At 64.1% G+C, this 26,119-nt stretch carries 25 protein-coding genes and 1 other RNA gene; 9 read left to right on the top strand and 17 right to left on the bottom strand.

All coding sequences use genetic code 11. The features are described from left to right. Window positions 1–21: 21 nt before the first annotated feature. The 8 genes from BLR13_RS25830 to rsmH form a co-directional block, all read right to left on the bottom strand. Window positions 22–1,413 (bottom strand): DUF5107 domain-containing protein, encoded by a 1,392-nt coding sequence (locus tag BLR13_RS25830; RefSeq protein ID WP_074818032.1) that lies wholly within the window; start codon window positions 1,411–1,413, stop codon window positions 22–24. A 100-nt stretch (window positions 1,414–1,513) separates the two neighbouring features. Beyond that, window positions 1,514–2,914, bottom strand: a complete 1,401-nt coding sequence (murD, locus tag BLR13_RS25825; protein ID WP_074818034.1) for a UDP-N-acetylmuramoyl-L-alanine--D-glutamate ligase — start codon at window positions 2,912–2,914, stop codon at window positions 1,514–1,516. Between the two features lie 31 nt (window positions 2,915–2,945). Beyond that, entirely contained in the window at window positions 2,946–4,052 is a 1,107-nt protein-coding gene (gene mraY, locus BLR13_RS25820; RefSeq protein ID WP_074818035.1) for a phospho-N-acetylmuramoyl-pentapeptide-transferase, read from the bottom strand. A 165-nt stretch (window positions 4,053–4,217) separates the two neighbouring features. Beyond that, a complete protein-coding gene (locus BLR13_RS25815) occupies window positions 4,218–5,600 on the bottom strand; it encodes a UDP-N-acetylmuramoyl-tripeptide--D-alanyl-D-alanine ligase (protein ID WP_074818036.1) in 1,383 nt (460 codons plus the stop codon). Continuing rightward, complete coding sequence (locus BLR13_RS25810) at window positions 5,597–7,057, bottom strand: UDP-N-acetylmuramoyl-L-alanyl-D-glutamate--2,6-diaminopimelate ligase (RefSeq protein ID WP_074818038.1); 1,461 nt, start codon at window positions 7,055–7,057, stop codon at window positions 5,597–5,599. The genes BLR13_RS25815 and BLR13_RS25810 overlap by 4 nt, the downstream gene beginning before the upstream one ends. Before the next feature lie 41 nt (window positions 7,058–7,098). Beyond that, complete coding sequence (locus BLR13_RS25805) at window positions 7,099–8,853, bottom strand: peptidoglycan D,D-transpeptidase FtsI family protein (protein WP_074818041.1); 1,755 nt, start codon at window positions 8,851–8,853, stop codon at window positions 7,099–7,101. Continuing rightward, window positions 8,850–9,266 carry a cell division protein FtsL gene (gene ftsL / locus BLR13_RS25800; RefSeq protein ID WP_074818043.1) on the bottom strand — a complete coding sequence of 139 codons (417 nt, stop codon included), beginning with the start codon at window positions 9,264–9,266 and terminating at the stop codon, window positions 8,850–8,852. The genes BLR13_RS25805 and ftsL overlap by 4 nt, the downstream gene beginning before the upstream one ends. A gap of 2 nt (window positions 9,267–9,268) precedes the next feature. Next, window positions 9,269–10,264 carry a 16S rRNA (cytosine(1402)-N(4))-methyltransferase RsmH gene (rsmH, locus tag BLR13_RS25795; protein ID WP_091976745.1) on the bottom strand — a complete coding sequence of 332 codons (996 nt, stop codon included), beginning with the start codon at window positions 10,262–10,264 and terminating at the stop codon, window positions 9,269–9,271. A 487-nt stretch (window positions 10,265–10,751) separates the two neighbouring features. On the opposite strand from rsmH, the gene BLR13_RS25790 reads away from it, so the two are divergent. Next, window positions 10,752–11,627 carry an N-acetylmuramoyl-L-alanine amidase gene (locus BLR13_RS25790; RefSeq protein ID WP_074818046.1) on the top strand — a complete coding sequence of 292 codons (876 nt, stop codon included), beginning with the start codon at window positions 10,752–10,754 and terminating at the stop codon, window positions 11,625–11,627. Window positions 11,628–11,760: 133 nt separating this feature from the next. Here the strand turns inward: BLR13_RS25790 and BLR13_RS25785 are convergent, their stop codons facing one another. After that, on the bottom strand, window positions 11,761–12,996 hold the full coding sequence (locus BLR13_RS25785; RefSeq protein ID WP_074818049.1) for an RNA polymerase sigma factor: 1,236 nt from the start codon (window positions 12,994–12,996) through the stop codon (window positions 11,761–11,763). Window positions 12,997–13,102: 106 nt separating this feature from the next. After that, window positions 13,103–13,456 carry a YciI family protein gene (locus tag BLR13_RS25780; RefSeq protein WP_074818051.1) on the bottom strand — a complete coding sequence of 118 codons (354 nt, stop codon included), beginning with the start codon at window positions 13,454–13,456 and terminating at the stop codon, window positions 13,103–13,105. Window positions 13,457–13,699: 243 nt separating this feature from the next. On the opposite strand from BLR13_RS25780, the gene BLR13_RS40390 reads away from it, so the two are divergent. Together BLR13_RS40390 and BLR13_RS25775 are read left to right on the top strand one after the other, a co-directional pair. Beyond that, on the top strand, window positions 13,700–13,852 hold the full coding sequence (locus BLR13_RS40390; RefSeq protein ID WP_154070777.1) for a hypothetical protein: 153 nt from the start codon (window positions 13,700–13,702) through the stop codon (window positions 13,850–13,852). Next, a complete protein-coding gene (locus tag BLR13_RS25775; protein ID WP_074818053.1) occupies window positions 13,849–14,034 on the top strand; it encodes a hypothetical protein in 186 nt (61 codons plus the stop codon). The genes BLR13_RS40390 and BLR13_RS25775 overlap by 4 nt, the downstream gene beginning before the upstream one ends. An 8-nt stretch (window positions 14,035–14,042) precedes the next feature. Here BLR13_RS25775 and BLR13_RS25770 read toward each other — a convergent pair whose 3' ends face one another. Further along, window positions 14,043–14,495, bottom strand: a complete 453-nt coding sequence (locus BLR13_RS25770) for a PAS domain S-box protein (protein ID WP_074818055.1) — start codon at window positions 14,493–14,495, stop codon at window positions 14,043–14,045. Between the two features lie 308 nt (window positions 14,496–14,803). Between BLR13_RS25770 and rnpB the strand changes: the two genes are divergently transcribed. The 3 genes from rnpB (at window position 14,804) to BLR13_RS25755 (ending at window position 16,082) form a co-directional block, all read left to right on the top strand. Beyond that, window positions 14,804–15,227, top strand: an RNA gene (gene rnpB / locus BLR13_RS25765) — RNase P RNA component class A. A 132-nt stretch (window positions 15,228–15,359) separates the two neighbouring features. Then, the gene (locus BLR13_RS25760; RefSeq protein WP_074818057.1) at window positions 15,360–15,698 is read left to right on the top strand and encodes a sensor histidine kinase; all 339 of its coding nucleotides are present in this window, start codon (window positions 15,360–15,362) and stop codon (window positions 15,696–15,698) included. Between the two features lie 15 nt (window positions 15,699–15,713). Then, the gene (locus BLR13_RS25755) at window positions 15,714–16,082 is read left to right on the top strand and encodes a response regulator (RefSeq protein ID WP_074818059.1); all 369 of its coding nucleotides are present in this window, start codon (window positions 15,714–15,716) and stop codon (window positions 16,080–16,082) included. Here BLR13_RS25755 and BLR13_RS25750 read toward each other — a convergent pair. After that, window positions 16,072–16,788, bottom strand: a complete 717-nt coding sequence (locus tag BLR13_RS25750) for an alpha/beta fold hydrolase (RefSeq protein ID WP_074831114.1) — start codon at window positions 16,786–16,788, stop codon at window positions 16,072–16,074. The two genes, BLR13_RS25755 and BLR13_RS25750, sit on opposite strands and share 11 nt — an antisense overlap. Before the next feature lie 179 nt (window positions 16,789–16,967). Here BLR13_RS25750 and BLR13_RS25745 point away from each other — a divergent pair, with 179 nt between their 5' ends. Together BLR13_RS25745 and BLR13_RS25740 are read left to right on the top strand one after the other, a co-directional pair. Next, window positions 16,968–17,711, top strand: coding sequence for a sulfite exporter TauE/SafE family protein (locus tag BLR13_RS25745; protein ID WP_074818061.1), 744 nt, complete (start codon window positions 16,968–16,970; stop codon window positions 17,709–17,711). Window positions 17,712–17,783: 72 nt separating this feature from the next. Further along, on the top strand, window positions 17,784–18,719 hold the full coding sequence (locus BLR13_RS25740; RefSeq protein ID WP_074818063.1) for a DMT family transporter: 936 nt from the start codon (window positions 17,784–17,786) through the stop codon (window positions 18,717–18,719). Here the strand turns inward: BLR13_RS25740 and BLR13_RS25735 are convergent. The 5 genes from BLR13_RS25735 to BLR13_RS25715 all read right to left on the bottom strand — a co-directional run bounded on the left by BLR13_RS25735 (window position 18,701) and on the right by BLR13_RS25715 (window position 25,246). Continuing rightward, entirely contained in the window at window positions 18,701–19,102 is a 402-nt protein-coding gene (locus tag BLR13_RS25735; RefSeq protein ID WP_074818066.1) for a hypothetical protein, read from the bottom strand. The two genes, BLR13_RS25740 and BLR13_RS25735, sit on opposite strands and share 19 nt — an antisense overlap. A 65-nt stretch (window positions 19,103–19,167) precedes the next feature. Next, entirely contained in the window at window positions 19,168–20,970 is a 1,803-nt protein-coding gene (locus tag BLR13_RS25730; RefSeq protein WP_074818068.1) for an ABC transporter ATP-binding protein, read from the bottom strand. Window positions 20,971–21,370: 400 nt separating this feature from the next. After that, window positions 21,371–22,186, bottom strand: coding sequence for an outer membrane protein (locus tag BLR13_RS25725; RefSeq protein ID WP_074818070.1), 816 nt, complete (start codon window positions 22,184–22,186; stop codon window positions 21,371–21,373). Window positions 22,187–22,302: 116 nt separating this feature from the next. Further along, the gene (locus BLR13_RS25720; RefSeq protein ID WP_074818072.1) at window positions 22,303–23,895 is read right to left on the bottom strand and encodes a DHA2 family efflux MFS transporter permease subunit; all 1,593 of its coding nucleotides are present in this window, start codon (window positions 23,893–23,895) and stop codon (window positions 22,303–22,305) included. A gap of 49 nt (window positions 23,896–23,944) precedes the next feature. Continuing rightward, a complete protein-coding gene (locus tag BLR13_RS25715; protein WP_074818073.1) occupies window positions 23,945–25,246 on the bottom strand; it encodes an HlyD family secretion protein in 1,302 nt (433 codons plus the stop codon). A 189-nt stretch (window positions 25,247–25,435) separates the two neighbouring features. On the opposite strand from BLR13_RS25715, the gene BLR13_RS25710 reads away from it, so the two are divergent. After that, entirely contained in the window at window positions 25,436–26,077 is a 642-nt protein-coding gene (locus BLR13_RS25710; RefSeq protein WP_074818076.1) for a TetR/AcrR family transcriptional regulator, read from the top strand. Window positions 26,078–26,119: the final 42 nt, after the last annotated feature.

Here is a 26,119-nt window from a genome sequence, read left to right as displayed (position 1 = left end):
CCCCTCGTCGCCGGCACCAAGCTATTTTATTTTTGTCTCGGCTGATATCAGGGCGTTGCCTTGCGCCGCTCCGATCGTCAGCCGTATTTGCTCGCCGCTGCCGTCGGCGGGCAGCGCCGCCGAAATGCGATTGCCGTTCTTCGGGTCTGATGTCACCGTGTCGTCGAACAGGATCGCATCACCGCGTTTCAACGTCACGCGCAACGGCGTGGCCGGCTCAAGGCTGACGAACTGAAGATCCACGCCGGATGCCGTGGCCGCGAGATTGACCAGGATATTGCCGTTCGCATCCGTCACATTGCGCATGCCCACCGTCGGGCTGTAGGTTTCCGGGATCGACACTTCGCCGCGTGCCGGGAATTTTGCGCTGTGAAAGAACTGGTCCGACACGCCGGCCCATAATTCGACGTAGGGCCGTAGCTGGTTCGGATCCTTGCGGGCGTCGGTTTCGTTGGTGAACGAGGGATATCCCCAGGTCCACATCTTCAGGCCTGGGGTGACGGTGTTGTCGGCGATGCGGATGATGCCTTCCTCGTTGTCGTGGTTGATCACGCCCCAGAAATTTCCGCCCTGCATGTCGGGCGCGGCGTAGGCGATGCCCATCGTCGGCCAGTTCCTGAAGTAGCGCAGCTTTTCGAAACGAAACTTGCCGGTGCCCGCGCTGTCGTCGCCCTCGGACAGATTGGCCGACCAGTGGGGCGTGCTGTAGGCCGCGATCGGCGCGATGATTTCGGCGCCGCCGGTCGCCTTGGGATGGTTCGGGTCCGATCCCGGCGCCAGCGTGGTGCAGGTCCAGTATTCGTAGTCGATCGTCTTGTCGTTCGGATTTTTCAGCACCATGCGCGCATCGAGCGCGGCGCGACCGGCCTTCAGCGTGACGTAGTAAGTCGCTTCGATCCCCGTCGAACCCCTGACGAATTGTTTTGGCGCCGCGGAATACCCGAAATCGTCCGTGAGCGACATCGCCACCGTCACTTCGCCGGCGGTCTCCTTGACCACCTTGAAATCCCACGGCTTCAGCCAGGTCCTGCCGTGCTCGGCATCCGGAAACGTCGGGAGGATGCCGCCATAGACCATCAGCCAGTCGTAATAGAACACGCCGGCCTTCATCCCGTAGGGCACGCCGACTTCGGTGCGGTAGAGCTGTTCGTGCCCGGTCGGCTTGTAGATGATGGAGAGAATCCGCCCGCCGAATTCGGGCACCAGCGTCACCTTCAGATAACGGTTCTCGAGCACGTGAGCCCTGAACGTGCGCCCGACGATGGTCGTCTTGTCGAAGGAGCCATCGACGAAGCCATTGTCGGCATAGGTCGCGTATTTGACGGTGCTCCACGAAACCGTCTGCTCGCTGAGAGACACGCGATCCGGCTCTGGCGGCGCCGCATGTGCGACGGCATGAAACCCGCAGGCCATTGGAAGCACCGCGACTGCGAAACGAAGGCGGATACTTGAGGAAGCGCGAATTGCCATTTACGACGCCTTCGAGCAGCAGCGACAACTCCGGCGCGGCGGATCACACCACCGGTTTCACGCCCGGCATCGCCGTGACCAGGTCGCGAAATGCAGTGCCGCGAATTTCGAAATTGCGATACTGGTCGAACGAAGCGCAGGCCGGCGACAGCAGCACCACGGGATCGGCAAGCCCGGAGGCCTCCGCGTCGCGCGCGGCGCTGGCGACGGCAACATCCAGCGTCTGCGAAATCTCGTGCGGCACGCGCGTCCCCAATGTGCCTGCAAATTCCTGCGCGGCTTCGCCGATCAGATAGGCTTTGCGGATGCGTGGAAAGTATTCGGTCAGACTGGTGATGCCGCCGAGCTTCGGCTTGCCGCCGGCGATCCAGAAAATGTCGCCAAAAGATGACAGGGCATGCGCGGCGGCATCGGCATTGGTGCCTTTGGAATCGTTGACGAACAGCACGTTGCCGCGGCGGCCGACCTGCTCCATGCGGTGCGCCAGACCCGGAAAACTGCGCAGCCCGCTTTGCAGGGTCTCGGTGCCAATGCCCGTTGCCAGCGCACAGGCCGCGGCACAGGCCGCATTCTGCGCATTGTGCATCCCGCGCAGCGAACCGATGCCGCCGAGTTTGGCGATCTCGCGGCGCGCGCCGCCCGACGCCTGCACGATGGTTTCGCGCTCGACATAGATGCCGTCGGGCAGCGGGTTTTTCACCGAAATCCGCACCACGCGCTTGCCGGCCTGATCGAGCCGGTCGGCGATGTTGCGGCACCAGCCGTCGTCAACGCCGACAATGGACGTGCCCTGCGGCTGCACGCCGGCGACGAGGCGCGCCTTCACGGCGGCATAATTTTCCAGCGTGCCGTGGCGATCGATATGGTCTTCGCTGACATTGAGCAGGATGCCGACGGACGGATCGAGCGAGGGCGCAAGGTCGATCTGATAGGACGACATCTCGACCACATGCACCCGTCCCATCCGCGGCGGCTCCAGCGACAGGATCGCGGTGCCGATATTGCCGCCCATCTGGGTGTCGTAGCCGGCGACCTGCATCAGATGCGCGATCAGCGCCGTCGTGGTCGACTTGCCGTTGGTGCCAGTGATGGCGACGAACGGCGCCTCCGGCGCGTGGCGGCGGCGCTCGCGGCAGAACAATTCGATGTCGCCAACGACTTCGATGCCGGCCTGGCGCGCCATCAGCACCGACCAATGCGGCGCGGGATGCGTCAGCGGCGCGCCGGGCGTCAGGATCAATGCGGAAAAATTCGTCCACGACACGTTGCGCAGATCGGCGGTGATGAAGCCGGCTTGCGCTGCCTTGGCGACATTGTCGGCCGAGTCGTCACCCGCGACCACTTCGGCGCCGCCGGCCTTGAGCGCGTGGCAACTCGCCAGCCCCGAGCCGCCGAGGCCGAAGACGGCGACCGTCTTGCCCGCAAAGGAGGTGACGGGGATCAAGGCTTGACCTCGGAAGTCCGACGCAAGGCGATCACCGCAGTTTCAGCGTCGAGAGGCCGGCCAGCGCCAGCATCACCGCGATGATCCAGAACCGGATCACGATCTGCGGCTCGGTCCAGCCCTTCTGCTCGAAGTGATGATGCAGTGGCGCCATCCGGAACACGCGCTTGCCCGTCAGCTTGAACGACACCACCTGCACGATCACCGAGACGGCTTCGAGCACGAACAATCCGCCGATCACGGCCAGCACGATCTCGTGTTTGACCGCGACCGCGATCGCGCCCAGCATGCCGCCGAGCGCGAGCGAGCCGGTATCGCCCATGAAGATCGAGGCCGGCGGCGCGTTGAACCAGAGGAAGCCGAGGCCCGCCCCCAGCACCGCGCCGCACAGCACAGCGAGTTCACCGGTGCCGGCGACGTAATTGATCTGCAGATAGTCCGAGAAGACCGCGTTGCCGGTCAGGTACGAGATCATGCCGAAGCTGGCGGCGGCGATCATCACGGGTACGATGGCCAGACCGTCGAGACCATCGGTCAGGTTCACGGCGTTGCCGGAGCCGACCATCACGAAAGCGCCGAACAGCACGAAGAACCAGCCGAAGTTGAACACCAGTTCCTTGAAGAACGGGATCGCCAGCGAAGTCGAGGACGCGTCGCGGCCGAGCCGCACCAGCGCGTAACAGGCCCCACTCGCAATCGCGAATTCGATCAAGAGACGCAGCTTGCCGGCGAAGCCGCTATGGGTCTGCTTCGTCACCTTCAGATAGTCGTCGTAGAATCCGACAAAGCCGAAACCGAGCGTCACCGCCAGCACGATCCAGACATAGGGGTTGGCCGGATTGGCCCACAGCAGTGTCGCCACCACGAGCCCCGACAGGATCATCAGCCCGCCCATCGTCGGCGTGCCCTTCTTCGAGATCAGGTGTGATGCCGGACCGTCGGCACGGATCGGCTGGCCCTTGCCTTGCCGCAGCCGCAGATGATCGATGATCCAGGGACCGAACAGGAACACGAACAGCGCCCCCGTCACCATCGCCCCGCCGGTGCGGAAGGTGATGTAGCGGAAGACGTTCAGGAGCCCGCGGAGGAAACCAAGACCGGGAACGGTGTTGGAAAGCTCGATCAGCCAGTAAAACATTCAATATGCCCTATCACGCGGCTTGGTTGCGCCGTCTTCAGCGGGAGGCGCAGCACTTGCGCCTTGATAATCGTTTTCGTCCTCAAACCAAGCAAATCTTGGTCATCTCGCAGGCAAGGTCAGCGAATCGCCATGCAAAAACAAGGGGTAGCCAGCCCGGCCAGTTTACGCTTTTGCCGCTAGCGCGGCCAGCAACCTCGGCACAAACTTGTTCACCCAGAACATCTTTTTGCTGCCCTTGACCACCACCACGTCGCCCCCCCTGAGCAGGGCCGCGATTTTCTGCGGATCGAGCGTTGCCGGGTCTTCATGCCAGCCCAGCGCGCGGCCGGCCGGCACCAGGTCATACAAATGACGCATCAGCGGGCCGACGCAGTAGACGCCATCGAGGCCGGGCAGATCACCCGCGAGCTTCGCGTGATAGGCGGGCGCGTCGGCGCCGAGTTCCAGCATGTCGCCGAGAATCGCGATGCGCCGGCCGGCCTTTACCGGCCGCGCCTTCAGGCTGCCGAGCGCTGCCACCATGCTGGCCGGGTTGCCGTTAAAACTGTCGTCGATGACGGTGACGCCACAGGCTATTTGCTCGACGCCGCGCCCCGACATGATGCCGACGTGGTTCAATTGCTTTGCCAGCGCCATCGCATCGAGGCTGGCGGCATGGATCGATGCCAGCGCCGCCAGCGCGTTCTGCAGCCGGTGCGGCGCGCCGGGTGTCAGACTGAACCGCACTTGCTCGCCGTCGACCTGCGCGCTGACGTCCCAGCTTTCGCCCTGCGCCGAATGATTCAACGCCTTTACCTCGGATGCCTCGCCGAAACGAACCACCTTGCCGTTCCACTCCGGCGCGTCGACGTCGGTCGGCAATACCAGCACGCCGTCTTTGGGCAGGCCGAGTGCGATGCTCACTTTCTCGCGCCGGATCGCCTCCAGACTGCCGAGCTTTTCCAGATGCACCGGCTGCACGTTCACCACCAGCGCCACGGTCGGCTTCGTCAGTTCGCTCAGCCGCGCGATCTCGCCGGTCTGGTTCATGCCCATTTCGACGACCCACACGCTGGCGCGCGGGCTGGCATTGCACAGCGTCAGGGGCACGCCCCAGAAATTGTTGAAGCTGCTGGGGCTGGCATAGGCGTTCGGATAGGCGGCAAGGAATTCCTTGGTGCTGGTCTTGCCGGCGCTGCCGGTGAGCCCGATCACCGGGCCGCTAAAGCGCGCCCGCGCCGCGCGCGCCAGCCCCCAGAGGCCGTCGATCAGCGTGTCCTTTACGATGAGCTGCGGAATCTTCACGCCTTCGATCCGGTGCGGGACAATCATGGCCACCGCGCCTGACGCCTCGGCCTTGTCGGCGAACTCCCAGCCGTCGCGGGCGCTGGCAAAACTCGAAATGAAGCCGCCGCTCGGCGTGCCGCTGAGTGCCACGAACAGGCAACCCGGCTTTACCAGCCGGCTGTCCTGCGTCACGAAATCGATCGGCGTGTCCGGAAACTCGCCCGATACCCGCAACGCGCGGGCCACTTTGGCAATCGTCCACAACGGCGTAGCGCTCATGCAACCCTCGCTGCGAGCGCGGCCGCCACCGCCTCGTGATCGCTGAAATGCAAAACCTTGTCGCCGACGATCTGTCCGGTCTCGTGGCCCTTGCCGGCGATCAGCAGCGCATCGCCGGGCTGCAGCGCCGAGATGCCGGCCTTGATCGCCTCGGCGCGATCGCCGATGTCGTCGGCGCCTTTCGCCTCGGCCAGGATCGCGGCGCGGATCGTTGCGGGATTCTCGCTGCGCGGATTGTCATCGGTGACGATGACATGGTCGGCGTTGTCGGCCGCGATCGCGCCCATGATCGGGCGCTTGCCCGCATCGCGATCGCCACCGGCGCCGAACACCACCACCAGCTTGCGGCTGGCGTAAGGCCGCAGCGCCTGCAGCGCCTTCGCCAGCGCATCCGGCTTATGCGCGTAATCGACGAAGATCGGCGCGCCGTTATGCTCGCCGACGCGCTCCAGCCGACCCTTGGCGCCTTCGAGATGTTCGAGTGTCGTGAACACGGCCGCCGGCTCACTGCCGGTGCCGATCGCGAGACCTGCGGCGACCAGCGCATTCTCGATCTGGAACTCGCCGACCAGCGGCAATTTGATCATGTGCCGCTGTCCGCGATGTTCGAGCACGAGCTTTTGCGCAAAGCCTTCGACCGTGGCCTCGACCAGCCGAATGCCGTCGCCTGTCCCGTCCGCGTCGCGGCCCACGGCGATGACGCGCAGATTTTTCGAGCGCGCCGCATCGATCACCTGCTGCGAGCAATCGTGGTCGGCCGAGATCACGGCCGCGCCACCGGGCGGAACCAGATCGCGGAACAGCCGCAGTTTGGCAGCGAGGTAATGCGCGACATCAGGATGATAATCCATGTGGTCGCGCGAGAGATTGGTGAAGCCGCCGGCGGAGATGCGCACACCGTCGAGCCTGAACTGGTCGAGCCCGTGCGAGGACGCTTCGAACGCCAGATGCGTGACGCCGTCGGCGGTGATTTCGTCGAGCTGCCGGTGAAGCGCGATCGGATCCGGCGTCGTCAGCGAGCCGTAAACCGTGCGCTTCGGCGACACCAGCCCGATGGTGCCGATGCTGGCGGAAGCATGGCCGAGCCGCTCCCAGACCTGGCGCGCAAATGCCGCGACCGAGGTCTTGCCGCTGGTGCCGGTGACGGCGGCGATCGTCGCGGGTTGCCGCGGATAAAAACGTGCCGCCGCCAGCGCCAGCGCGCGGCGCGGGTTGGGGGTGACGACAAACGGTATGCGACGATCACTGGATGGCGCGTGATCGCAGGCGACCGCAACCGCGCCGGCGGCAATGGCTGATTCAATGAAGCGCGCGCCATCGGTCTTGCTGCCGGCGAGTGCAAAAAACAGATCGCCCGGTCTTACCGCGCGGCTGTCGACCGCAAGGCCTTTGACGTCAACGGCTGCCGCCTGCGGCTCGATCACAGCGTCGTCGCTGAAGAGGTCGCGAAGTCTCATGGTCTTCCAGTCCGGCCGGCGCAGCTCGCCCCCGGTAGGGATTACTGGGTTGTCTTCGATGCCGCAAGAATAAGGCGGTCGGACGGCGGCAGATCGAAGCGCGGTTCGACACCCAAAAGCGGCGCGATCCTGGAAATGACATTGCCGCCCGTGGGAACTGCGTTCCAGCCGGAGGTGATGAACCCATGGGTTTCGGGTAGCGCCTGCGGCTCGTCGATCATGACAAGAATTTGATACTTTGGATCGTCGGCGGGCATGATCGCGGTGAAGGAATTGAGCACCCGCTTCTTGGCATAGCGGCCGTTAACGACCTTCTCGGAAGTGCCGGTCTTGCCGCCAACGTAATAGCCCTTAACGTCGGCGGACTTGGCGGTGCCGATTTCGGCATTGAGCCGCATCAGATACCGCATCTTGTCGCTGGTCTCCTGCTTGACCACTCGCTTGGCCATCGCCGCCGCTTCTGCTTCGCTGCGCTTCAGGAACGTCGGCGGAATCAGGTAGCCGCCGTTTACCAGTGCGTTGATGCCCATCACCGCCTGCAGAGGCGCCACCGACAGGCCTTGGCCGAACGCGACGGTCACCGTGTTCAGTTCACCCCAGCGGCGCGGCACCAGCGGGGCGGCACTCTCCGGCAACTCGGTGCGCAACCGCGTCAACTGGCCCATCTTGGCGAGGAACGCCTTGTGCGCCTCGACGCCCTGGCCGAGCGCGATCCGCGCGGCGCCGATATTGGACGAGTAGGTGAACACTTCCTTGGTGTTGATGAAACGTCCCAGCTGGTGGCTGTCATGGATGGTGAACTTGCCGTAGTGCAGGTTTCCCCGCGCATCCCACATCGAGTTCAGGCTGATTTTGCCGGAATCGAGCGCCATCGCCAGCGTGAACGCCTTGAACGTCGATCCCATTTCGTAAACGCCGGTGGTCAGGCGATTGATACGTTCAGGGTCGTGCGCCTCTCTCGGATTGTTCGGGTCGAAATCCGGGAGAGAGACCATCGCCACGATTTCGCCAGTCCTGACATTGGAGATAATGCCGGAGGCGGCCTTGGCCTTGAACTTCTCCTTGGCCTTCATGAGTTCGTCGCGCAGCGCATGCTCGACGCGCAGGTCGACCGACAGTTCCACCGGCTTCTGCAGCCGATCGGTGGCAAAGCCGGCGCGGTGCAGATCGGCCAGACCGTTGGTGTCCAGCCACTTTTCCATTCCGGCGATGCCCTGGTTGTCGATGTTCACGAGGCCAATCAGATGCGCAACTTCGGCGCCGGTCGGATAGACGCGCTTGTTCTCGCGCAGGAAGCCGATGCCGGGAATGCCGAGGCGGTGGATGTCCTGCTGCTGCTTCGGGGTGATTTCACGCTTCAGCCATACAAAACCCTTGCGCGACGACAGCCGGTCGCGCACTTCGCCGGTGTCGAGGTCCGGCAATGTCGCGGTCAAGAGTTCGATCGCCTCGTCCTTGTCGATGATGCGGCGCGGCTCGGCGAACAGGCTCGGCGCCTTGACGTCGGTGGCCAGCACCTCGCCGTTGCGGTCGACGATGTCGGGCCGCGCGGTCGCAATTGCGTCCTGCGAAGCGGTACGGCGTGCGCCGTGATTGTCGGCGCCGACCGCAAACATCACCAGGCGTCCGGCGAGGATCGCGTAGACGCAGGCAAATGCCAGGATAGCAAATCCGACGCGGGCGCGGGCTTTCGCGGCGCGATCGACATTGCGCCCGTAGAGCAGGCTGCGGATCAGCCGCTGTCGCCACGGCTCCGCGGGCCTGCTTGTGGTCGTGGTGAGCGCCTGGTCGGTCATTGCTGATTCCCCGGCTGATCTCCCGGCCGATTTGCCGGTGCCGGTACTGATCCGGTTACGGATTGCGCGTCGACGGTAGCTTCGATGGTGTTGATCATCGCGCCGATCGGATCGGGAGCGCCCGGCCGCGCAAAGCTCGGCGGTCGCTCGGGCAGGTTCTTCAAGGTGTCGTACTGCGTGGCGCTCACCGGCTTCAGCCCGAGATAGCGATCGGCAAGGCCTTGCAGCCGAAGCGGCGCGTCGAGCTTGGCCCATTCCGCGCGCAGCGTCGCGATGGCGTCGCGCTGCTCGCGGATTTCCGCATTCAGCCGCAGCACGCGCTCGACGCGCGCGGTCGATTCCATCTTGATGCGGTAGACGTAGGCCGCGGCGAATACCAGCATGCCGATGACGAGAAGATGGATGACACGCATGGTCAGCCTCCCCTCATCACGTCTGATAGCACGGGCCACGCCGGCAGTTCGCCTGCCCCATGCGCTGATGCCATGGTGCGCTCGGCGGCGCGCAGTTTTGCCGAACGCGCGCGCGGATTGGCGGCAATCTCGGCGTCGCCGGGCGTAACCGGGCGCTTGGTCAGGATCTGGAAGCTCGGTGCGGCCTGGGCCATTTCCGGCAAATGCCGCGAGCCGCCGCCGGTCTTGCCGCGTGCGTTGAGGAAATCCTTGACGATGCGGTCTTCCAGCGAATGGAACGACACCACGACCAGCCGTCCGCCCGGCTTCAGCACGCGTTCCGCCGCCGCAAGCGCCAGATGCAGCTCATCGAGCTCGGCGTTGACGAAAATCCGCAGGCCCTGAAACGTCCGCGTCGCCGGATGGATCTCGTTCGGCTTGGAATGAACCACCTTGGAGACGATGTCGGCCAGCGCCTTCGTGGTCGTGATCGGCGCTTCCTTGCGGGCTGCTACGATGGCGCGGGCGACGGCACGCGAGTAGCGCTCTTCGCCGAAGATGTAGATGATGTTGGCGAGATCGGCCTCGGAGGCCCTTGCCACCACATCCGCGGCGGTCGGGCCGTCGTGGCCCATCCGCATGTCGAGCGGGCCGCCGAGCCGGAATGAAAAGCCGCGTTCGGCCTGGTCGAGCTGCATCGAGGAAACGCCGACGTCCATCACGACGCCATCGACCGCGTCAATGCCCTGCGCGGCGCAGACGTTATCGAGATTGGAGAAGCGGTCTTCGACCAGGGTCAGCCGGCCGCCCGAGCGGTCGACGAGATCGAACCCGCCGGTAATGGCTGACCGGTCGCGGTCGATGCCAATGACCCGGGTTCCCGCGGTATCGAGAATGGCGCGGCTGTAGCCGCCGGCGCCGAAGGTCGCATCGACGTAAATGCCGCCGTCATGGGGAGCGAGCATCTCGACCGCCTCGCGGCCGAGAACGGAGATATGACGCGGCGCAGCCGGGGTCATGCGCCGGCCTCTGGCGTATCCCACCGCTGAAAACGGAATTTGGACGCGAACAGGCTCATTGCGCCTCGAATCTCTGCGCTTCGCCGGGCTTTCCCGGCTAAAAAGCCGCCGTGAGGCGCGTTCGCCATTTCCCGCCCCGGCCCGCAAACCCTCACTTCCGGACGGAATTTGCTGGGTTGCCATGGCATTTCGAGCGCGAAAGAGGGCCTCTGCCGTCCCCAAAACCGGTTCGGCTCTTCACCACTTAGTAACGGCACTTAGCGTTAAAAAAGCGTTGATGGCGGCTCGCGGGTTTGGCGCCAATTTAAGTCACTTGCCGGTGACCTCCGCCCGCGGAGGGCCAGTGATGCACCCCGCACACACTCCGGCAAAATGCGAAACCGAACGGGGCTGCCGGATTGCGCAGAGGGCAAGGTAAAGGAATAGTAAACGCACGTTTTTGTAAAAGCCGCGTTGCCGTTCTCCTGCCTGTTTTTGAGTATTAAAAATGTCTTCTGGTTCGTTCGCGTCTGCTGGTATTGATTCGAAGCGTCAACGCGCCCTCCCCGTTCCCAGGGCCAACGCAGACATGAAGACTTTTACCCCGGATTCCTCGATCGCCTCCGACGTCATCCCGTCGGCAAACTACGGCGACCGCAACAAGGGCCGACAGGCCGACATGATCGTGCTGCACTACACCGGCATGCCGGATGTGGAGGGCGCGATCGCCCAGCTCTGCACCGCGGGCACCGAAGTCTCGGCGCATTACATCGTGCTGGAGGACGGCCGCATCGTGCAATGCGTGCCGGAGAGCAAGCGCGCCTGGCACGCCGGCGTGTCATGCTGGGCCGGCGAGGAAGACATCAATTCCTGCTCGATCGGGGTCGAGATCATCAACCGCGGCCACGACTGGGGCTATCCGGACTTCCCGCTGCGCCAGATCGCCGCCGTGATCGCGCTGTGCCGCGGCATCATGCTCCGCCGCAACGTACCGGCGCATCGCGTGCTGGCGCATTCCGACGTCGCACCGGCACGCAAGAAGGATCCCGGCGAGAAATTCCCGTGGCACTCGCTGGCCAATTCCGGCGTCGGCCACTGGGTGCAGCCGGCCCCGATCGTGCGCAGCGAAGCGCTCAAGCTGGGCAGCATCAGCGACGACGTCGCCGGGCTTCAGGCTGCGTTGGCCCGATACGGCTACAACGTGCCGACGTCAGGCAAGTTCGACGGCGCCACCATGGAAGTCGTCACCGCTTTCCAGCGCCACTTCCGCCCCGAACGCGTCGACGGCATTGCCGATCATTCGACCATGACCACGCTGCACGCATTGCTGTCGAGCCTGCCGGCCGATGCGACGCAGGCGGCGACCACCGTCGCGGTGAAGTAGGTAGACTCCCTCGCGCCGCTCTTGCGGGGTGAGGGGTCTCTCCGCGAGCACCAGTGTCAATTGATAGACCTGTACCCCCTCACCCGGATTGCTTCGCAATCCGACCTCTCCCCGCAAGCGGGGCGAGGTGAACTCAACCCATCTCCTTCATCCGCCGCGCATAGAGCCGCCGCAGCGGCTCGAGTTGTGTCGCGGCCGTTGCCGCAAGATATTCCGCGCGCGCGGCATCGTGGCGGCCGAGCCGGCGCAGCAGGTCGGCGCGCACGGCCGGCAACAGCTCGTAGCCTTTCAGTCCACCGCGCGCCGCGACCGCGTCGATCAGGTCGAGTGCCCGCGCCGGCCCGTCGACCATCGACACCGCGGCGGCATGGTTGAGTTCGATCACCGGCGACGGGCTGATCCGCAGCAGCACCTCGTAGAGGCCCGCGATCTGCGGCCAGTCGGTGTCATTATAATTCGGGGCGCGCGCATGCAGCGCCGCGATCGCCGCCTGCACCGCATAGGATTGCGGCGGACCCGGCATCCGCAACGCCTCTTCGAGCAACGCCAGTCCCTCGGCGATCTGGCCATGGTCCCACAGCGCGCGGTCCTGCTCTTCCAGCAGCACGATGTCGCCGCCATCAGTCGCGCGGCCGGCGCGGCGTGAATCGTGCAACAGCATCAACGCCAGCAATCCCTTGATCTCGCCTCGATCAGGCATCAGCGCATCGAGCAGCCGCGCCACGCGGATGGCTTCGCGCGCCAGGTCGGGCCGCATCAGGTCCTCGCCCGAAGTCGCGGCATAGCCTTCGGTGAAAACCAGATAGATCACCGCGAGTACGCCGCGCAGGCGCGGCTGGAGCGTTTCGCGTTCCGGCACCTCGTAGGGAATGCCGGCCAGCCGGATTTTTTGCTTGGCGCGCAGCAGCCGCTGCGCCATTGCCTCTTCGCCAGTGAGGAACGCACGCGCCACCTGGGCGGTGGTGAGTCCGCACACCGTGCGCAACGTCAACGCCACCTGCACTTCGGCGGCAAAGGACGGATGGCAGCAGGTAAAAATCAGCCGCAGCATGTCGTCGTCGAGCGCGCTGTCATTTGCCTCACAAGGCGCCGACGCCTGCAGCAGCAATTCGTGCGTCAGCGCCTGCTGCTTGCTGCGGAACGAAACGTCGCGGCGAACACGATCGATCGCCTTGTTGCGGCCGACATTGACCAGCCACGCGCGCGGATTGGACGGCAACTGGGCCGCAGGCCAGCGCTCCAGCGCCACCGCGAACGCATCCTGCAGCGCATCCTGCGCCAGATCGAAATCGCCGACGAGACGGATCAGGGTCGCCAGCGCCCTGCCCGCCTCGTCGCGAAAGGTTTGTTCGATTTCGGTGGGTGTCATGGGCACTCGTTGTACTCTCGCCGTCGTTCCGGGGCGTGCGCAGCACGAACCCGGAACCTCGAGATTCCGGGTTCGACGCTACGCATCGCCCCGGAAATGACGGGCTTCAATTATCATAAATCATGACCGGCCTGACCTCGATACACCCCCGCACGGCTTCGGGAATGCGCGCAGCGATCGCCAGCGCATCATCGAGATCCTTGGCTTCGATCAGATAGTAACCGGCGAGTTGCTCGCGCGTCTCGGCGAACGGGCCGTCGGTCGTCAGCGTCTTGCCGTCGCGAATGCGCACCGTGGTGGCCGTCGAGACCGGTTGCAAGCCGTCGCCGGCCTTGAAGTGACCGCTCTGGATGATCGACTGGGTGAACGCGCCGTATTCGCCGGACAATGCCTTGCGCTGGGCAGGGTTCATTTTCACGTACTCGGCATCGCTTCGATAGATCAGCAACAGATACTTCATCTCGTCTACTCCTTATTGATCGGCTGGATCGCCGACACCCAGTCGAACGGGCCCCAGGCAAAACGACATCGTCAGGATAAATTAATTTCGGGCGCCAGAGCGGGATCATCTGCCGGCGCACGCAGCCGGACTTCGCCGCGGCGCCTTCATATCTAATAATACGATAATAACGGCCAATATTATTCGTTTGCCAAACGTATTCGGGGACCTAGCCTCGGCTGCGATTAAACTCGGGAGGCGACCATGAACGCCATATCGCAGATGAAATCGAGATTCTTGCTGCCACTGCTGGATTGGGTGGATCCGATCGTACGGTTCCTGGCACCGAGGCCGGCGCATCGCGCCGCCGTGATCGCAGTCACGGTCGCAGCCAGCGGCAACCCGACCGGCGTATGAGCCACCTGCGCCGCCTGATTGCCGACGAGGGCTTTGCGGTCTCGATCCTCGCGGCGGTGGCTGCCGCGACCATTCTCGCCTTCGGCTTTGACGCGACGGCGGATGTCGTCGCGTCAATGCTGATCGTCGGCGTCGTGACGGCGCTCGCCGAGACCAAACTCAGGTCCGGCAAGAAATCATGATCGTGCCATCATGATCGCGCTTTGACGTCGCCGGATTCGGCGAGCCGGCGCTTCAGCTCCCTGACTTCCTCGAAGCGCTTCGTCACATCGCGCATGACCGCGATCGTGCCTGTGACCTGCTGCGCGCGATCACGCAGCATCAGAATCGTGAATTCGACCGAGATCCGCCGGCCGTCTTTGGTCAGGGCCGGCACCGACAGCAGATCGCCGTGACCGTAGCGGCTGGTTCCCGTCGCCATCGTGCGGCGATAGCCGCTCGAGTGCCGTGCCCGCAGGTTCTCCGGGATGATCAGGTCGAGCGATTGACCGACGGTCTCGGCGGCGGTGAAGCCGAACATCCGTTCCGCGCCAGGATTCCAGAACATGATCCGCCCCTCGCGATCGGTGGCAACGATCGCGTCGGAGGCGCTGTCGAGCAGCGCCTCGCCAAGATCAACGTCAAGTCCGTCGGGAATTTTCATTGCCTGTGATCTGTCGGGAACGATGGCGCCGATGTGAACCCGCAGGGCCGGTTTGACAAGCGAGGAATACCGATGGCTGCGATCGGCAAAGCCGATAGGACTTGCCGACAGGACTTGCCGACAGGATTTGCCGACAGGACTTGCAGATATGACCCGGCCTGGCGCGATCGACGCCCATCGCGGGCCAATCCTTACATTGCCGAAGCCGATATGCCGCTCCTTTGCCGACGTCAAAATTACGCCCGCGGGCGCGGATTAACCATCGCTATCGCTTGACGCGGCGCGCGGCAGCCCCCATGCCTGTGACGTCAGTCGGCCGGACGGCCGCTCCCGCTACGGTCGAAAGGCTGCGGGAGAGGAAAGTCCGGGCTCCATCGACATACGGTGCCGGATAACATCCGGCGGGGGCGACCCCAGGGACAGTGCCACAGAGAACGAACCGCTCCCCACCCGAAAGGGAGGGGCAGCAAGGGTGAAAAGGTGCGGTAAGAGCGCACCGCGGGTCCGGCAACGGAAACGGCATGGCAAACCACACCGGGAGCAAAACCGAATAGGGACGGCAACGCGGTAAGTTCGCTTTATGCGATAACACCGCAGGGCGATGTCAGGCTCGCCGTCCGGGTAGGTTGCTCGAGGCCATGTGCGAACATGGTCCCAGAGGAATGGCCGTCACGTATCGTCCGCGCAAGCGGCGGTGCCTTACAGAACCCGGCTTACAGGCTGGCTGATATCTTTTGCGAAGCGTTTTCGAACGAACTGGACTTCCGGTCGCGTGAAGAAAACGTGTTTCACTGAGAATGAGGGGTTCGGCGTAACGCGCCGGACCCCTCGCCATGTGTGCCGAGGCCAACGTGCGGCCCGCCTGTGGACCTGACGGCGAAGCAGGCGCTATCGCTGGCGCTCGCGCTTCACGAACTGGCCACCAACGCCACAAAATACGGCGCGCTGTCGGTGCCGGGCGGAACGATCGACGTCAGATGGGATTGTACTCCGCTGGAGGACCGGCGGAGCCTGCGGTTCGGCTGGCGCGAACAAGGCGGCCCACCGGTTTCGACGCCATCGCGCCGCGGGTTCGGTTCCCGTCTGATCGAGAGCACCTTGTCATCCGACTTCGGCGGTTCCGTCAAAGTCGATTATCTGCCCGAGGGCGTCGTCTGCAGCTTCGAGGCCGGATTGAACGATCTGACCGGACAAGCGGAATAACACGAGCGAGCGCAAATGCCCTCCAGACCCTACGCCGTTCTGATCGTCGAGGACGAAGCCATTCTCCGGCTTCATGCCGTCGATCTGGTCGAAGAAGCCGGCTTTACCGCGATCGAGGCCAAGAACGCCGATGAGGCCATCGCCATCCTGGAAAGCCGCTCGGACGTCATGTTGCTGTTCACGGACGTCCACATGCCCGGCTCGATGGACGGCCTGAGGCTCGCGCATGCCGTGCGCGACCGCTGGCCGCCGATCAAGATCGTCGTGGTATCCGGGCAACTGAAGCTCGACCAGAACCAGTTGCCGGCCGACAGCCGGTTCTTCGACAAGCCGTTCCAGGCCGACAAGATCATCGCCGAACTGCGGGCGATGATCACCTCGTAATCGTCTCCAGCAGCGCCATCAGCGCTTCCGGCGCGGTGACGTTCGGCGAATGGCTGGCGTCGATTTCAAAATAGCGCCAGGCCGGATCGCTCCGGGTCATGCGCGCGAACGGCCCAAACGTATCGGCCGGCGTGATCCGGGTGGCGTAGATGTAGCTTCGCGGCAAGGTCAGCGCGCCGCCCTGCAGCTTCAGCCCGGTCTCGAAACATTTGATCGGCATCTGGACGCGGCGCGCCGCCAGCCATTCGACGTCGGCGGCTGACGTATCCGGCGGCGTCTGCATCGGCGGCACACGCCAGCCATCGCCCTCCTTCGCCGTCTTCTGCAACGGCGCCCGCCCGGATTCATTGAGATCGAACAGCGACTGTCCATCCCCGGGCACGAAGGCATCGACGTAAATCAACTGCGCGACCTTGTCGCGCGCGCGGTCGGCGACGCCGGTCGCGACCATGCCGCCATAGCTGTGGCCGACCAGCACGATGTCGCGCAGATCCTCGTACTGGATCACGTTCAGCATGTCCTGAATGTGGGATTCGAGATCGAGCCCCGGATGGGCCAGATGCGCCCGCTCGCCCAACCCCGTGTAGCTCGGCGTCACCAGCCGGTGGCCCGCGGCCTGCATCAGCGGATGCATCTTCTTCCAGGCCCAGCCCGCGGACCATGCGCCGTGACAGACCAGAAAGGTTTTCGGAGAGGTGGAATTCATCGGGCCGTTTCCCATGGTTATTGTTGAAGGCTTCAATTGCGAGTGTACCGGACGGTTACGTCGTGTAAACGTTCGCACCCACCAACAATTGTCATTCCGGGGCGCGAAGCGAACCCGGAATCTCGAGATTCCGGGTCTGGTGCTAGCGCACCATCCCGGAATGACGGAGCAAGAAAAATTTGAACGTCGCCACCTGTGCAATCCTGCTTTCCGGCGCGCTTGCCGGCGGTTTCGTTTCGGGGCTCACCGGCTTTGGCACCGCGCTGATGGCGCTGGGGATATGGCTTTACGTGGTGCCGGCCAGCGCCGCAGTGCCGCTGGTCCTGATCTGCTCGGTCGGCGCGCAGCTCTGGACATTGCCGGCGATGTGGAAGCTGCTCGACTTCCGGCTGGCCTGGCCGTTCGTGGCCGGTGGACTGCTGGGCATGCCGGTCGGGGCGTTGCTGGTCGCACGCGCCGATCCGCAAATCTTCAAGCTGAGCGTTGGCGTGATGCTGTTGGTGTTTCCGGCCGCGCTGTATTTCATCCGCTCGAATCTGAAGTTGAGTTTCGGCGGACGGGCGGCGGACGGCGCGGTCGGATTTGCCGGCGGCATTCTCGGCGGATTGGCCGGCCTGTCCGGCCCGCTTCCGATCCTGTGGGCGAGCGTGCGCGGCTGGAGCAAGGATCAGCGGCGCGGCGTTTTCCAGATCTTCAACGGCATCGTGCTCGGCGCCGCGCTGTGCCTGCAGATCGCCAGCGGTTTCGTGGCCGGCGAGGTGTTCTGGCTCGCGCTGCTGGCGTTGCCGGGGACGTTTCTCGGCGCATGGCTCGGCGCGCGCACCTATCGGGCCCTCAGCGACCGGAATTTTTACGACCTCGTGCTGGGCCTGCTGTTCATCTCCGGCATCGGCATGGTGTGGAGCAGTATTGCTCCGAGCTAGCGGCGCATGGCCGCCATGTGCACCGAGTAGATTGCTGTACGCTGATCGGCAAAGCCGCTACCCAGTCGCGCCATGAGCGCCACTCCGTCTTCACGCGAACGTCTCGGTCTGCTGCTGGGTTTTGTCGGCATGGCGATCTTCGGCGGCACCTTGCCGGCGACGCGGATCGCGGTATCGGCGATTGATCCGATTGCACTGACTTCGCTGCGCACCGCGATCGCCGGCCTGTGCTCGCTGGCGCTACTGATCGCGCTGCGCCGCCCGCTGCCGCCGCGCGCGCTTTGGCCGCAAATCCTGATCGCGATGCTGTGCGTCGCCATCCTGTTTCCGTTCCTGATGGCGCTGGCCGTGCAAACCGTCGACGCCTCGCATGGCGGTGTGGTTCTGGGAATTTTGCCGATCGCGACCGCACTGGTCGCCGTCGCCATTACCCATGAGCGACCGCGGCCCCTGTTCTGGATCGCATCCGTCGCCGGCGCCGCGCTGGTGATCGCATTTGCGCTGCGTCAGGGCGGCGGCGCGCTGTCGTCCGGCGACGTGCTGCTGTTTGCGGCCGTGGCCGTCTCCGCGGTCGGTTATGCCTTCTCGGGACGGCTGACCGCGCAGATGCCGGGCTGGGAAGTCATCAGCTGGGTGCTGGTGATCGCGCTGCCGGTCTCGATTCCCGCTGCCATGCTGACCATGCCCGCGGATATCACCCAGATCGCGCTAAAGCCGTGGCTGGCGCTGCTCTATGTCGCGCTGTTCTCGCAATGGATCGGCTTCTTCGCGTGGAACGCCGGCATGGCGATGGGCGGCATTGCGCGGGTGTCGCAGATCCAGTTGCTGCAGCCCTTCATCACCTTTGCGCTGGCGTCGTTCTTCGCCGGCGAGACCATCACGCCGCAGATCCTGCTGTTCGCGTCAGCCGTGGTCGCAACGGTGGCGATCTCGACCCGCACCCGCGCACGGGTATCGCCCCCGCTACCGAAACAGGAGCTGGAGCCGCCTCAGCTCGCGGCGTCCTGATCGATCAGTGCCGGATGAACGGCCATCAATTCGGCTTGTGTCTTGTCCGATCGGATGGCGCGCAGCAGCACCCTTGCCGTCTTCATATGCCCGGCCTTCACCGACAGGCTGATGATCTGGCTCACCGAAATATCGCGCATCGCGTCGTCGGAAATCTGTTTCGCCAGTTCGAGCGCACGCTTGACGGCAGCCTGATAACGCTCGGCCTCGGAAGCCTTCTGGCTTTCGGCCTTTCGCCCGTTCAGGACAGTCATTCGCTCGGCGATGGCGCCTGCGGACGCACAAATTTCGCGAATCTTCTGGGCCGCGCCGATATCGCCAAGCGGCTGATCGGTGGCAAATTCCCAGACGTCCGGCGGCCGATCTTTCTGGAACCAGCGCATCGCGTAAGCCCCTTCGATGCCGGAAAATATATTCCGGCATGGAACCCGTTAGCAAGAATGCGCCCTCATTCAGCCGCCGTAATGCGGCCGAATTCCGTCGCCTGCCGCTCGAACAGCCCGCGATAGATTCCACCGGGGCGTGCCTTCAGCACGGCGTGCGTGCCCTGCTCGACGATTTCGCCGCGATCGAACACCAGAATCCGGTCGAGGCTGCGTACCGTCGACAGCCGGTGCGCGATCACGATCGAGGTGCGGCCCTTCATCAGCCGTTCCATCGCCTGCTGGATCAGCCCCTCCGATTCCGAGTCGAGGCTCGACGTCGCCTCGTCGAGGATCAAGACCGGCGCATCGGCGAGAAACGCCCGCGCCAGGGCGACGCGCTGCCGCTCGCCGCCCGACAGCTTGACGCCGCGTTCGCCGACCAGCGTGCCGTAACCCTTCGGCAGCCGCAGGATGAAGTCATGCGCATTCGCCAGCCGCGCGGCCTGCTCGATCGCCGCCATCGAGGCGCCCGGCCTGCCATAGGCGATGTTCTCGGCCAGCGTCCGGTGAAACAGGATCGGCTCCTGCTGCACGATCGCGATCTGGCTGCGCAGCGACTGCTGCGTCGCCAGCGCGATGTCCTGACCGTCGATCAGGATCTTGCCGCCGCCGATATCGTAAAGCCGCTGCACCAGCTTGACGAACGTGGTCTTGCCGGAGCCGGAGCGGCCGACCAGGCCGACCCGTTCGCCGGCGCGGATGTCCACCGACAGGCGGTCATACAGCGGCGTGCGATGACCGCCGTAGTGAAACGTCACGGCATCGAACACGATACGGCCACCCTGGATATCGATCGGCTTTGCTGCGGGCGCATCGGCAATGCCGACCGGCTCGCCATGGATCGCAACCAGTTCCTCCATGTCGTTGACCGAGCGCTGCAGGTTGTTGATGTGCATGCCGACGTCACGCAAGTACGCGTGGATGATGTAGTAGCTGGTCAGCACATAGGTGACGTCGCCCGGCGAAGCGCGGCCTGCAATCCACAGCAGGATCGCGCCGCCGATCACCGAGCCGCGAAAGCACAGCAGCACGGCGAGCTGCGCCGTCGAGGTGTAGTTGTAACGCAGCCAGGTCCGCCGCACCCGCGTGCGCCATCGGCCGATGACGCCCTCCAGCCGCGCGTCCTCGCGCGCTTCGGCGCCAAAGGATTTCACCACCGCGTTGCAGCTCAAGGCATCGGCCAGCGTGCCGCCGACCTTGGTGTCCCAGGCATTGGAGATCCGCGCCGCCGGCGCGATGTAGTTCATCGAAAACGCAATCGTCATCGACACATAGACCAGCGTGCCCGCCGCGATCACAGCACCGAGCACCGGCCAGTGCAGCCCGAGCAGGATCATCGAGCCCAGCAGCACCAGTAGCGACGGCGCCAGCGCCATCAGGATGGTGTCGTTGAGCAGGTCGAGCGCCCACATGCCGCGCGTGATCTTGCGCACGGTCGATCCGGCGAAGCTGTTGGCGTGCCAGTCGGTCGAAAAGCGCTGCACCCGCACGAAGGCGTCGCGCGCGATGTCGGACATCAGCTTCAGCGTGAACGGCACGATCGCCTGCAGACCGGTGAGGCGCAGGATCATCGACAACAGGCCCAGCGCCACGATTCCGCCAAAGGCCGCGAACGCGGCCTGGCGCGCCGCCGGGTCGGACGCTCCCAACGTGAGCGCGTCGACCAGTTTCCCCGAGAATACCGGCATGAACAGGTCAGCCGCCGTTGCGCCGAGGAAGCCGCCGGCGACGATGGCGGCGCGGCCGGGCTGTTCGAGCCAGTGTCGGAACACGAACGGGATCACCACGCGGATCGCCGCGGGACGTTTGTTGAGTTGAGTGGTCATGGCGTCATCCGGCTACGCCCACACGCATGCCGGCTCCATCTGGACGACGCAACACGGCATCAAGCCGATACGAAGCGTCGTTAAATTAACAGGTAACTCGTTGGGAAACTTTGGAGATCGGCAACCCGAGATCAGGAAATCAGGCGGTCCGATCGATGCCGGCGGAGTGCGCCCTCAAAGGGCGAGACAGGCGTCCAGCATAAATACCGAACGCGGACGGGCGGTCTGCGAATAAGACGAAATCATGCAAATCTCCCCGGTTCGAGTGACAATGCGCTGCTTATAAATGCATCAGGCGCAATTTGCAATATGACAAGCGCGTGAGCGCATCCGTTCACGCCACCTTCAACAAACGCCCGTGGCCTTCGTCAATCCTTGGATCAGTCAATCCTTGGCTCAGTCAGTACTTGGCGATGACCGGGCCGCCGAAGCGGTAGTTGAGGCGCAGCGTGACCATGTCGATGTCCTGACGGATACGGTCGCTGTGGTTCACCAGCGCCGGCACGAACAGCGCGGGATCATAGACCATCGCGACATCGCGAGATCCCATGAACAGATGATCGTATTCGAGCGCAAGCGACCAGTTTTGCGTAAACGCATATTCGCCGCCGACCCCAACCACCCCGCCCCAGCGCGTCTCATCGCCACGGCTCGCGACAAAGCCGGGAAGCTGGCCGCCGAAGGCCGTGGTCAGGAAGCTGTCGTATTTGTCATGTGCGACGGCAGCGCCGCCCTTCACGTAAAGCAGGACGTTGTTCCAGGAATATCCAACCTGTCCGGTGAACAAACCGATCGCATCGATCCGGCTGCGATTGGCAATCCCGGTGCCGGCAAAGAATACGTTCTGGGAAAGGTTCGAGCCGCGCAAATCAGCCCAGTTGCCCTGGGCTTCGACGCCGAACACCCAGGAAGCGCTCTGCCAGCGATAGCCGATCTGGCCGCCGGCGGTCGCGCCGCTTGCGGTATGGCAACCTTCGGAGCCACTCACGTTAGTGGGCGGGACGAAGAACGTGTTGATGGTGAACGGATTGATGTCCCAGCACTTGCGGCTCCACGCTCCGCCGCCATTGGCGCCGATATAGAAGCCGCTCCAGTCATAGGCGGCGACGACCACGAGCGGCGGCGCCTTGGTATAGGGACGCGCGGCGAGATCCGCGGCAGAAGCGCTTACGGCGCTGACGGCCAGGGCAGAAACAGCAAGAACGAGCTTGTTCATCTCAATGCTCCATGGCGCCGGTCGCGCTAAGCCATGGACAATATAAGCGATGGCACGACCAGAGGCTGTACCTTGCCGGCAACATCCGCAAACGATTGCGGTTACCGGCGGCGCGCCTAGTGCGCAGCCTCACCGCCTGCCGCCGAAGCCGCGGGTTTATCCAGCAGCATGACCAGGAGGCTGAGGCTGAAATAGAAAATGGTCAGCATGAAGAAGGCGTCGCCGTAGCCCATCACCACCGCCTGCCGGTGCACGATCTGCGATAACTGTTTCATCGCCATCAGCGCGGCATCGCCCATGCCCTGCAGGCGCTGGGTGAACATGTTGAGGGTTTCGGTCGCGGTGGCATTGCCCCAGTTCACGCGCTCCTGCAGCCGCACGATATGCAGATCGGTGCGTTGGTTCAGCACCTGGTTGATGACAGCCAGCCCGACCGCGCCGCCGAGGTTGCGCGTCAGGTTGAACAGGCCCGAGGCGTTCTTCACCCGCTCCGGCGCCAGCGTCCCGAGCGCGATGGTATTGGTCGGCACCATCGCGAACATCATGCCGATGCCGCGCAGGATCTGCGGCACCAGCAATTCGTAGAAATCATAATCGCGGGTGATCCAGGTCATCTGGTAGGAACCGAGCGCGAAGATGCACAGGCCGATCGCGATGATGTAGCGCAGGTCGACCTTCAGCATCAGCCGTCCGACGATCGGCGCGGTGAAGAACATGGTGATGCCCGAGACGAACATGGTCTCGCCGATCATCAGCGCGCTGTAGCCGCGCACCTCGGCGAGATAGCGCGGATACATGTAGGTCAGGCCGTAGAGTCCGATGCCGATGCAGAACGAGATCAGGCAGCCGATGCCGAAATTTCGATCGCTGAAGGTTCTGATATCGACGATCGGCTCTTTCGCGGTCAGCACGCGCCAGAAGAAGGCGATTGCCGAGATCGTGCCGACCGCCGCGCAGGTCGCCACCGACGTGTCCTGCAGCCACTCATATTGCGGGCCCTCTTCCAGCACGTATTCGAGCGAGCCGAGAAAGCCCGCCATGAACAACAGGCCCCACCAGTCGAAATGCTCGAGCAGCGCGAAGTTCGGCTCGTCGAAATCCACCAGTGCCAGCACGCCGATGGTGATGCCGATGCCGGGGACGATGTTGATGAAGAACAGCCAGTGCCACGACATTAAGTCGGTGATGTAACCGCCGACCGTCGGACCGATGGTCGGCGCCAGCGTCGCGACCAGGCCGATGATCGGGCCGACGATGTAGAATTTCTCGCGCGGAAACACCGTGTAGGCGGAGGCGAAGACGGTCGGGATCATGCCCGCCCCGAGGAATCCCTGGATCGCGCGCCACAGGATCATCTGCTCGATGCTCGAAGCAAAGCCACAGAAGAAACTCGCGATCGTGAAGCCCGAAGCGGAAATCGCAAACAGCAAGCGGGTGCCGAACGCGCGCGACAGGAATCCGGAGAGCGGTATGGCGATCACCTCGGCGATCAGATACGAGGTCTGAACCCACGACACTTCGCTGGAGGAGGCCGAAAGACCGGCCTGGATTTCGGACAGCGACGCCGAGACGACCTGGATGTCCAGGATCGACATGAACATCCCGAACACCATGATGAGAAACGCAAACAGCCGCCGCGGCGGAATCCGCTCGGAGGTCTGCGCCGCTGGGTTCATCATGCCGGGGGGAGCGGTGGTGGCGTCAGCCATGATCTACCCGGGACCTGCACCGGGCTCGCGCCCGGCGCTTCAAGGAAAATTACTGCGGATGTATAGCCGTCGGCAAATCGAGGTCGGCGTCGCTGTCCGCGTCGGCGGCGCCTTCGCGGGTATCGACGGTGGTGTAGACCGACATCCCCGCGCGCAGCAGGTTCTGCTTCGCCACGTCCTTTGGCACGCGAATGCGAACCGGCAGCCGCTGCACGATCTTGGTGAAGTTGCCGGTCGCGTTGTCCGGCGGCAGCAGCGTGAACACCGAACCCGCCGCCGGCGAAATGCTCTCGACGGTACCTGCGAACTTGCGCAGGCCATAGGCATCGACCTTGATCGTCACCGGCTGGCCGGGACGGATGCGCTTGAGCTGGGTTTCCTTGTAGTTGGCGTCGATGAAGACGTCGTTGAGCGGCACCACATTGGCGAGCCGCTGGCCGGCCTGGATGTAATCGCCGGTGTTGACGAGCCGGTTGGAGAAGGTGCCATCGACCGGGGCGCGCACCGAGGTAAAGGCGAGATCGCGCTCGGCCTTGGCAAGCGACGTCTGCAGTTCGGCAAACTGGGCCTGGGCTTCCGCCTGCTGCGCCCGGGTGACTTCGACATTGTCGCGCGCCGCGTCATAGGCGGCCTGCGCCGCCTTCACCGCCGCCACGCCCTGGTCGCGGCCGGCCTCGGATTGCTCGAAGGTCGCGCGCGAGGCAAATCCCTTGGTGCTCAGCGCCTGCTGGCGATCGTAGTCGAGACCGGCGCGCTTCAGCGCCGCTTCCGAGGAAGCGAGCTGGGCGCTGGCCTGCTCGACCGCGCTGACCAGCGCAGTCACCTGGCGGCCGATGCGGTCGATGGTGGCCTGCTGGGTCGCGATCCTGGTGCGCGCGGCATCCACCGCGATCCTGTAATCGCCGTCGTCGATCTTGAAGATCACGTCGCCGGTATGAACGATCGAATTGTCGGCCGGCAGGATCGCCGCGACATGGCCCGCCACCCGCGCGCCGAGCGTGGTATTGTTGGCGCGGACATAGGCGTCGTCGGTCGAGACATAGAAGCGGCCGACGAGCAGGAAATAGACGCCGTAGCCGATCGCGGCGAGCGCCAGCAATTCGAACACGCCCATCATGATGAATTTGCGCTTGCCCGGTTTGGCGGCGGCGGCCGGTTTGTCGGCGGCCTTGGCCGGGCTTTCCGTTGCGGGGGTCGCCGGCGTCTCCGCGGGGCGGCGCTTGGTTTCTTCCGCGACGTGTGTCCGCAGCTGATCCGCCAGCTGGGCGGCGGCGGTGCGCGAAACTTCGTCCTCTGCCGTTTCCGGCTCGGTGCGAACGACGCGTGCTGCCTGGTCTCTCGCTGCGGCCATTACCGGCCTCCCCATTCCGATTTCGCGATGCAAGTGCGGCCAAAAACCGGCTGCACGGGCATCGTCACCCTCAAAAGTAGCATTGACCGAACGGTTCGGTCAAGATACATTCTCACCGATCGGAACATAGAGCGAAAAACCCTTCCCGCCCGTATCCCGGGTTGAAATCTTTGGCGAGAAGATAAACCAATGGTTGCAGCCACGCCAAACACGATTCATCTCGCCGCCGAAGAAGATTCTTCGAAGCGCCGGCAGATTTTGGACGGCGCCCGCAAGGTTTTCATGGATCTCGGCTTTGACGGCGCCAGCATGAACGAAATCGCGCGGTCGGCCGGCGTCTCCAAGGGGACGCTGTACGTCTATTTCGCCGACAAGAACCGGCTGTTCGAGGCGATCGTTCAGGAAGAAGCGCTCGCGCACGGCCAGGTCGTTTTCAATTTCGATCCGGGGCGCGATGTCGAAACCACGCTGCGCGAATTCGGCAACGCCTATATCGGACTGGTGTGCCGGCCCGGCGGCGGCTCCGCGATCCGCACCGTGATGGCGATCGCCGAGCGGATGCCCGATGTCGGCCGCCGCTACTACGAGAACGTGCTGGAAAAAACCATCAACCGCCTCGCCGATTACCTTCAGGCGCATGTCCGATCGAACGATCTCGCAATCGAAAACTGCCAGCTCGCGGCGTCGCAATTCCATCAAATGTGCCAGGCCTCGCTGTTCCTGCCATTCGTGTTTCAGGCAGCCCCCGCGCCTTCCGCCGAGCGCATCGCGCAGGTGGTCGAGAGCGCAACGCGGATGTTCATGGCTGCCTATCGGGCGAAGCCGGCATAACGGCGGGCGAGTTGTTTCGGCCGGGATGAGCGAAGCGATATC

The sequence above is a fragment of the Bradyrhizobium ottawaense genome, from assembly GCF_900099825.1.
Classification (GTDB): Bacteria; Pseudomonadota; Alphaproteobacteria; order Rhizobiales; family Xanthobacteraceae; genus Bradyrhizobium; species Bradyrhizobium ottawaense_A.
This window is presented reverse-complemented; position numbering and strand designations above follow the sequence as displayed.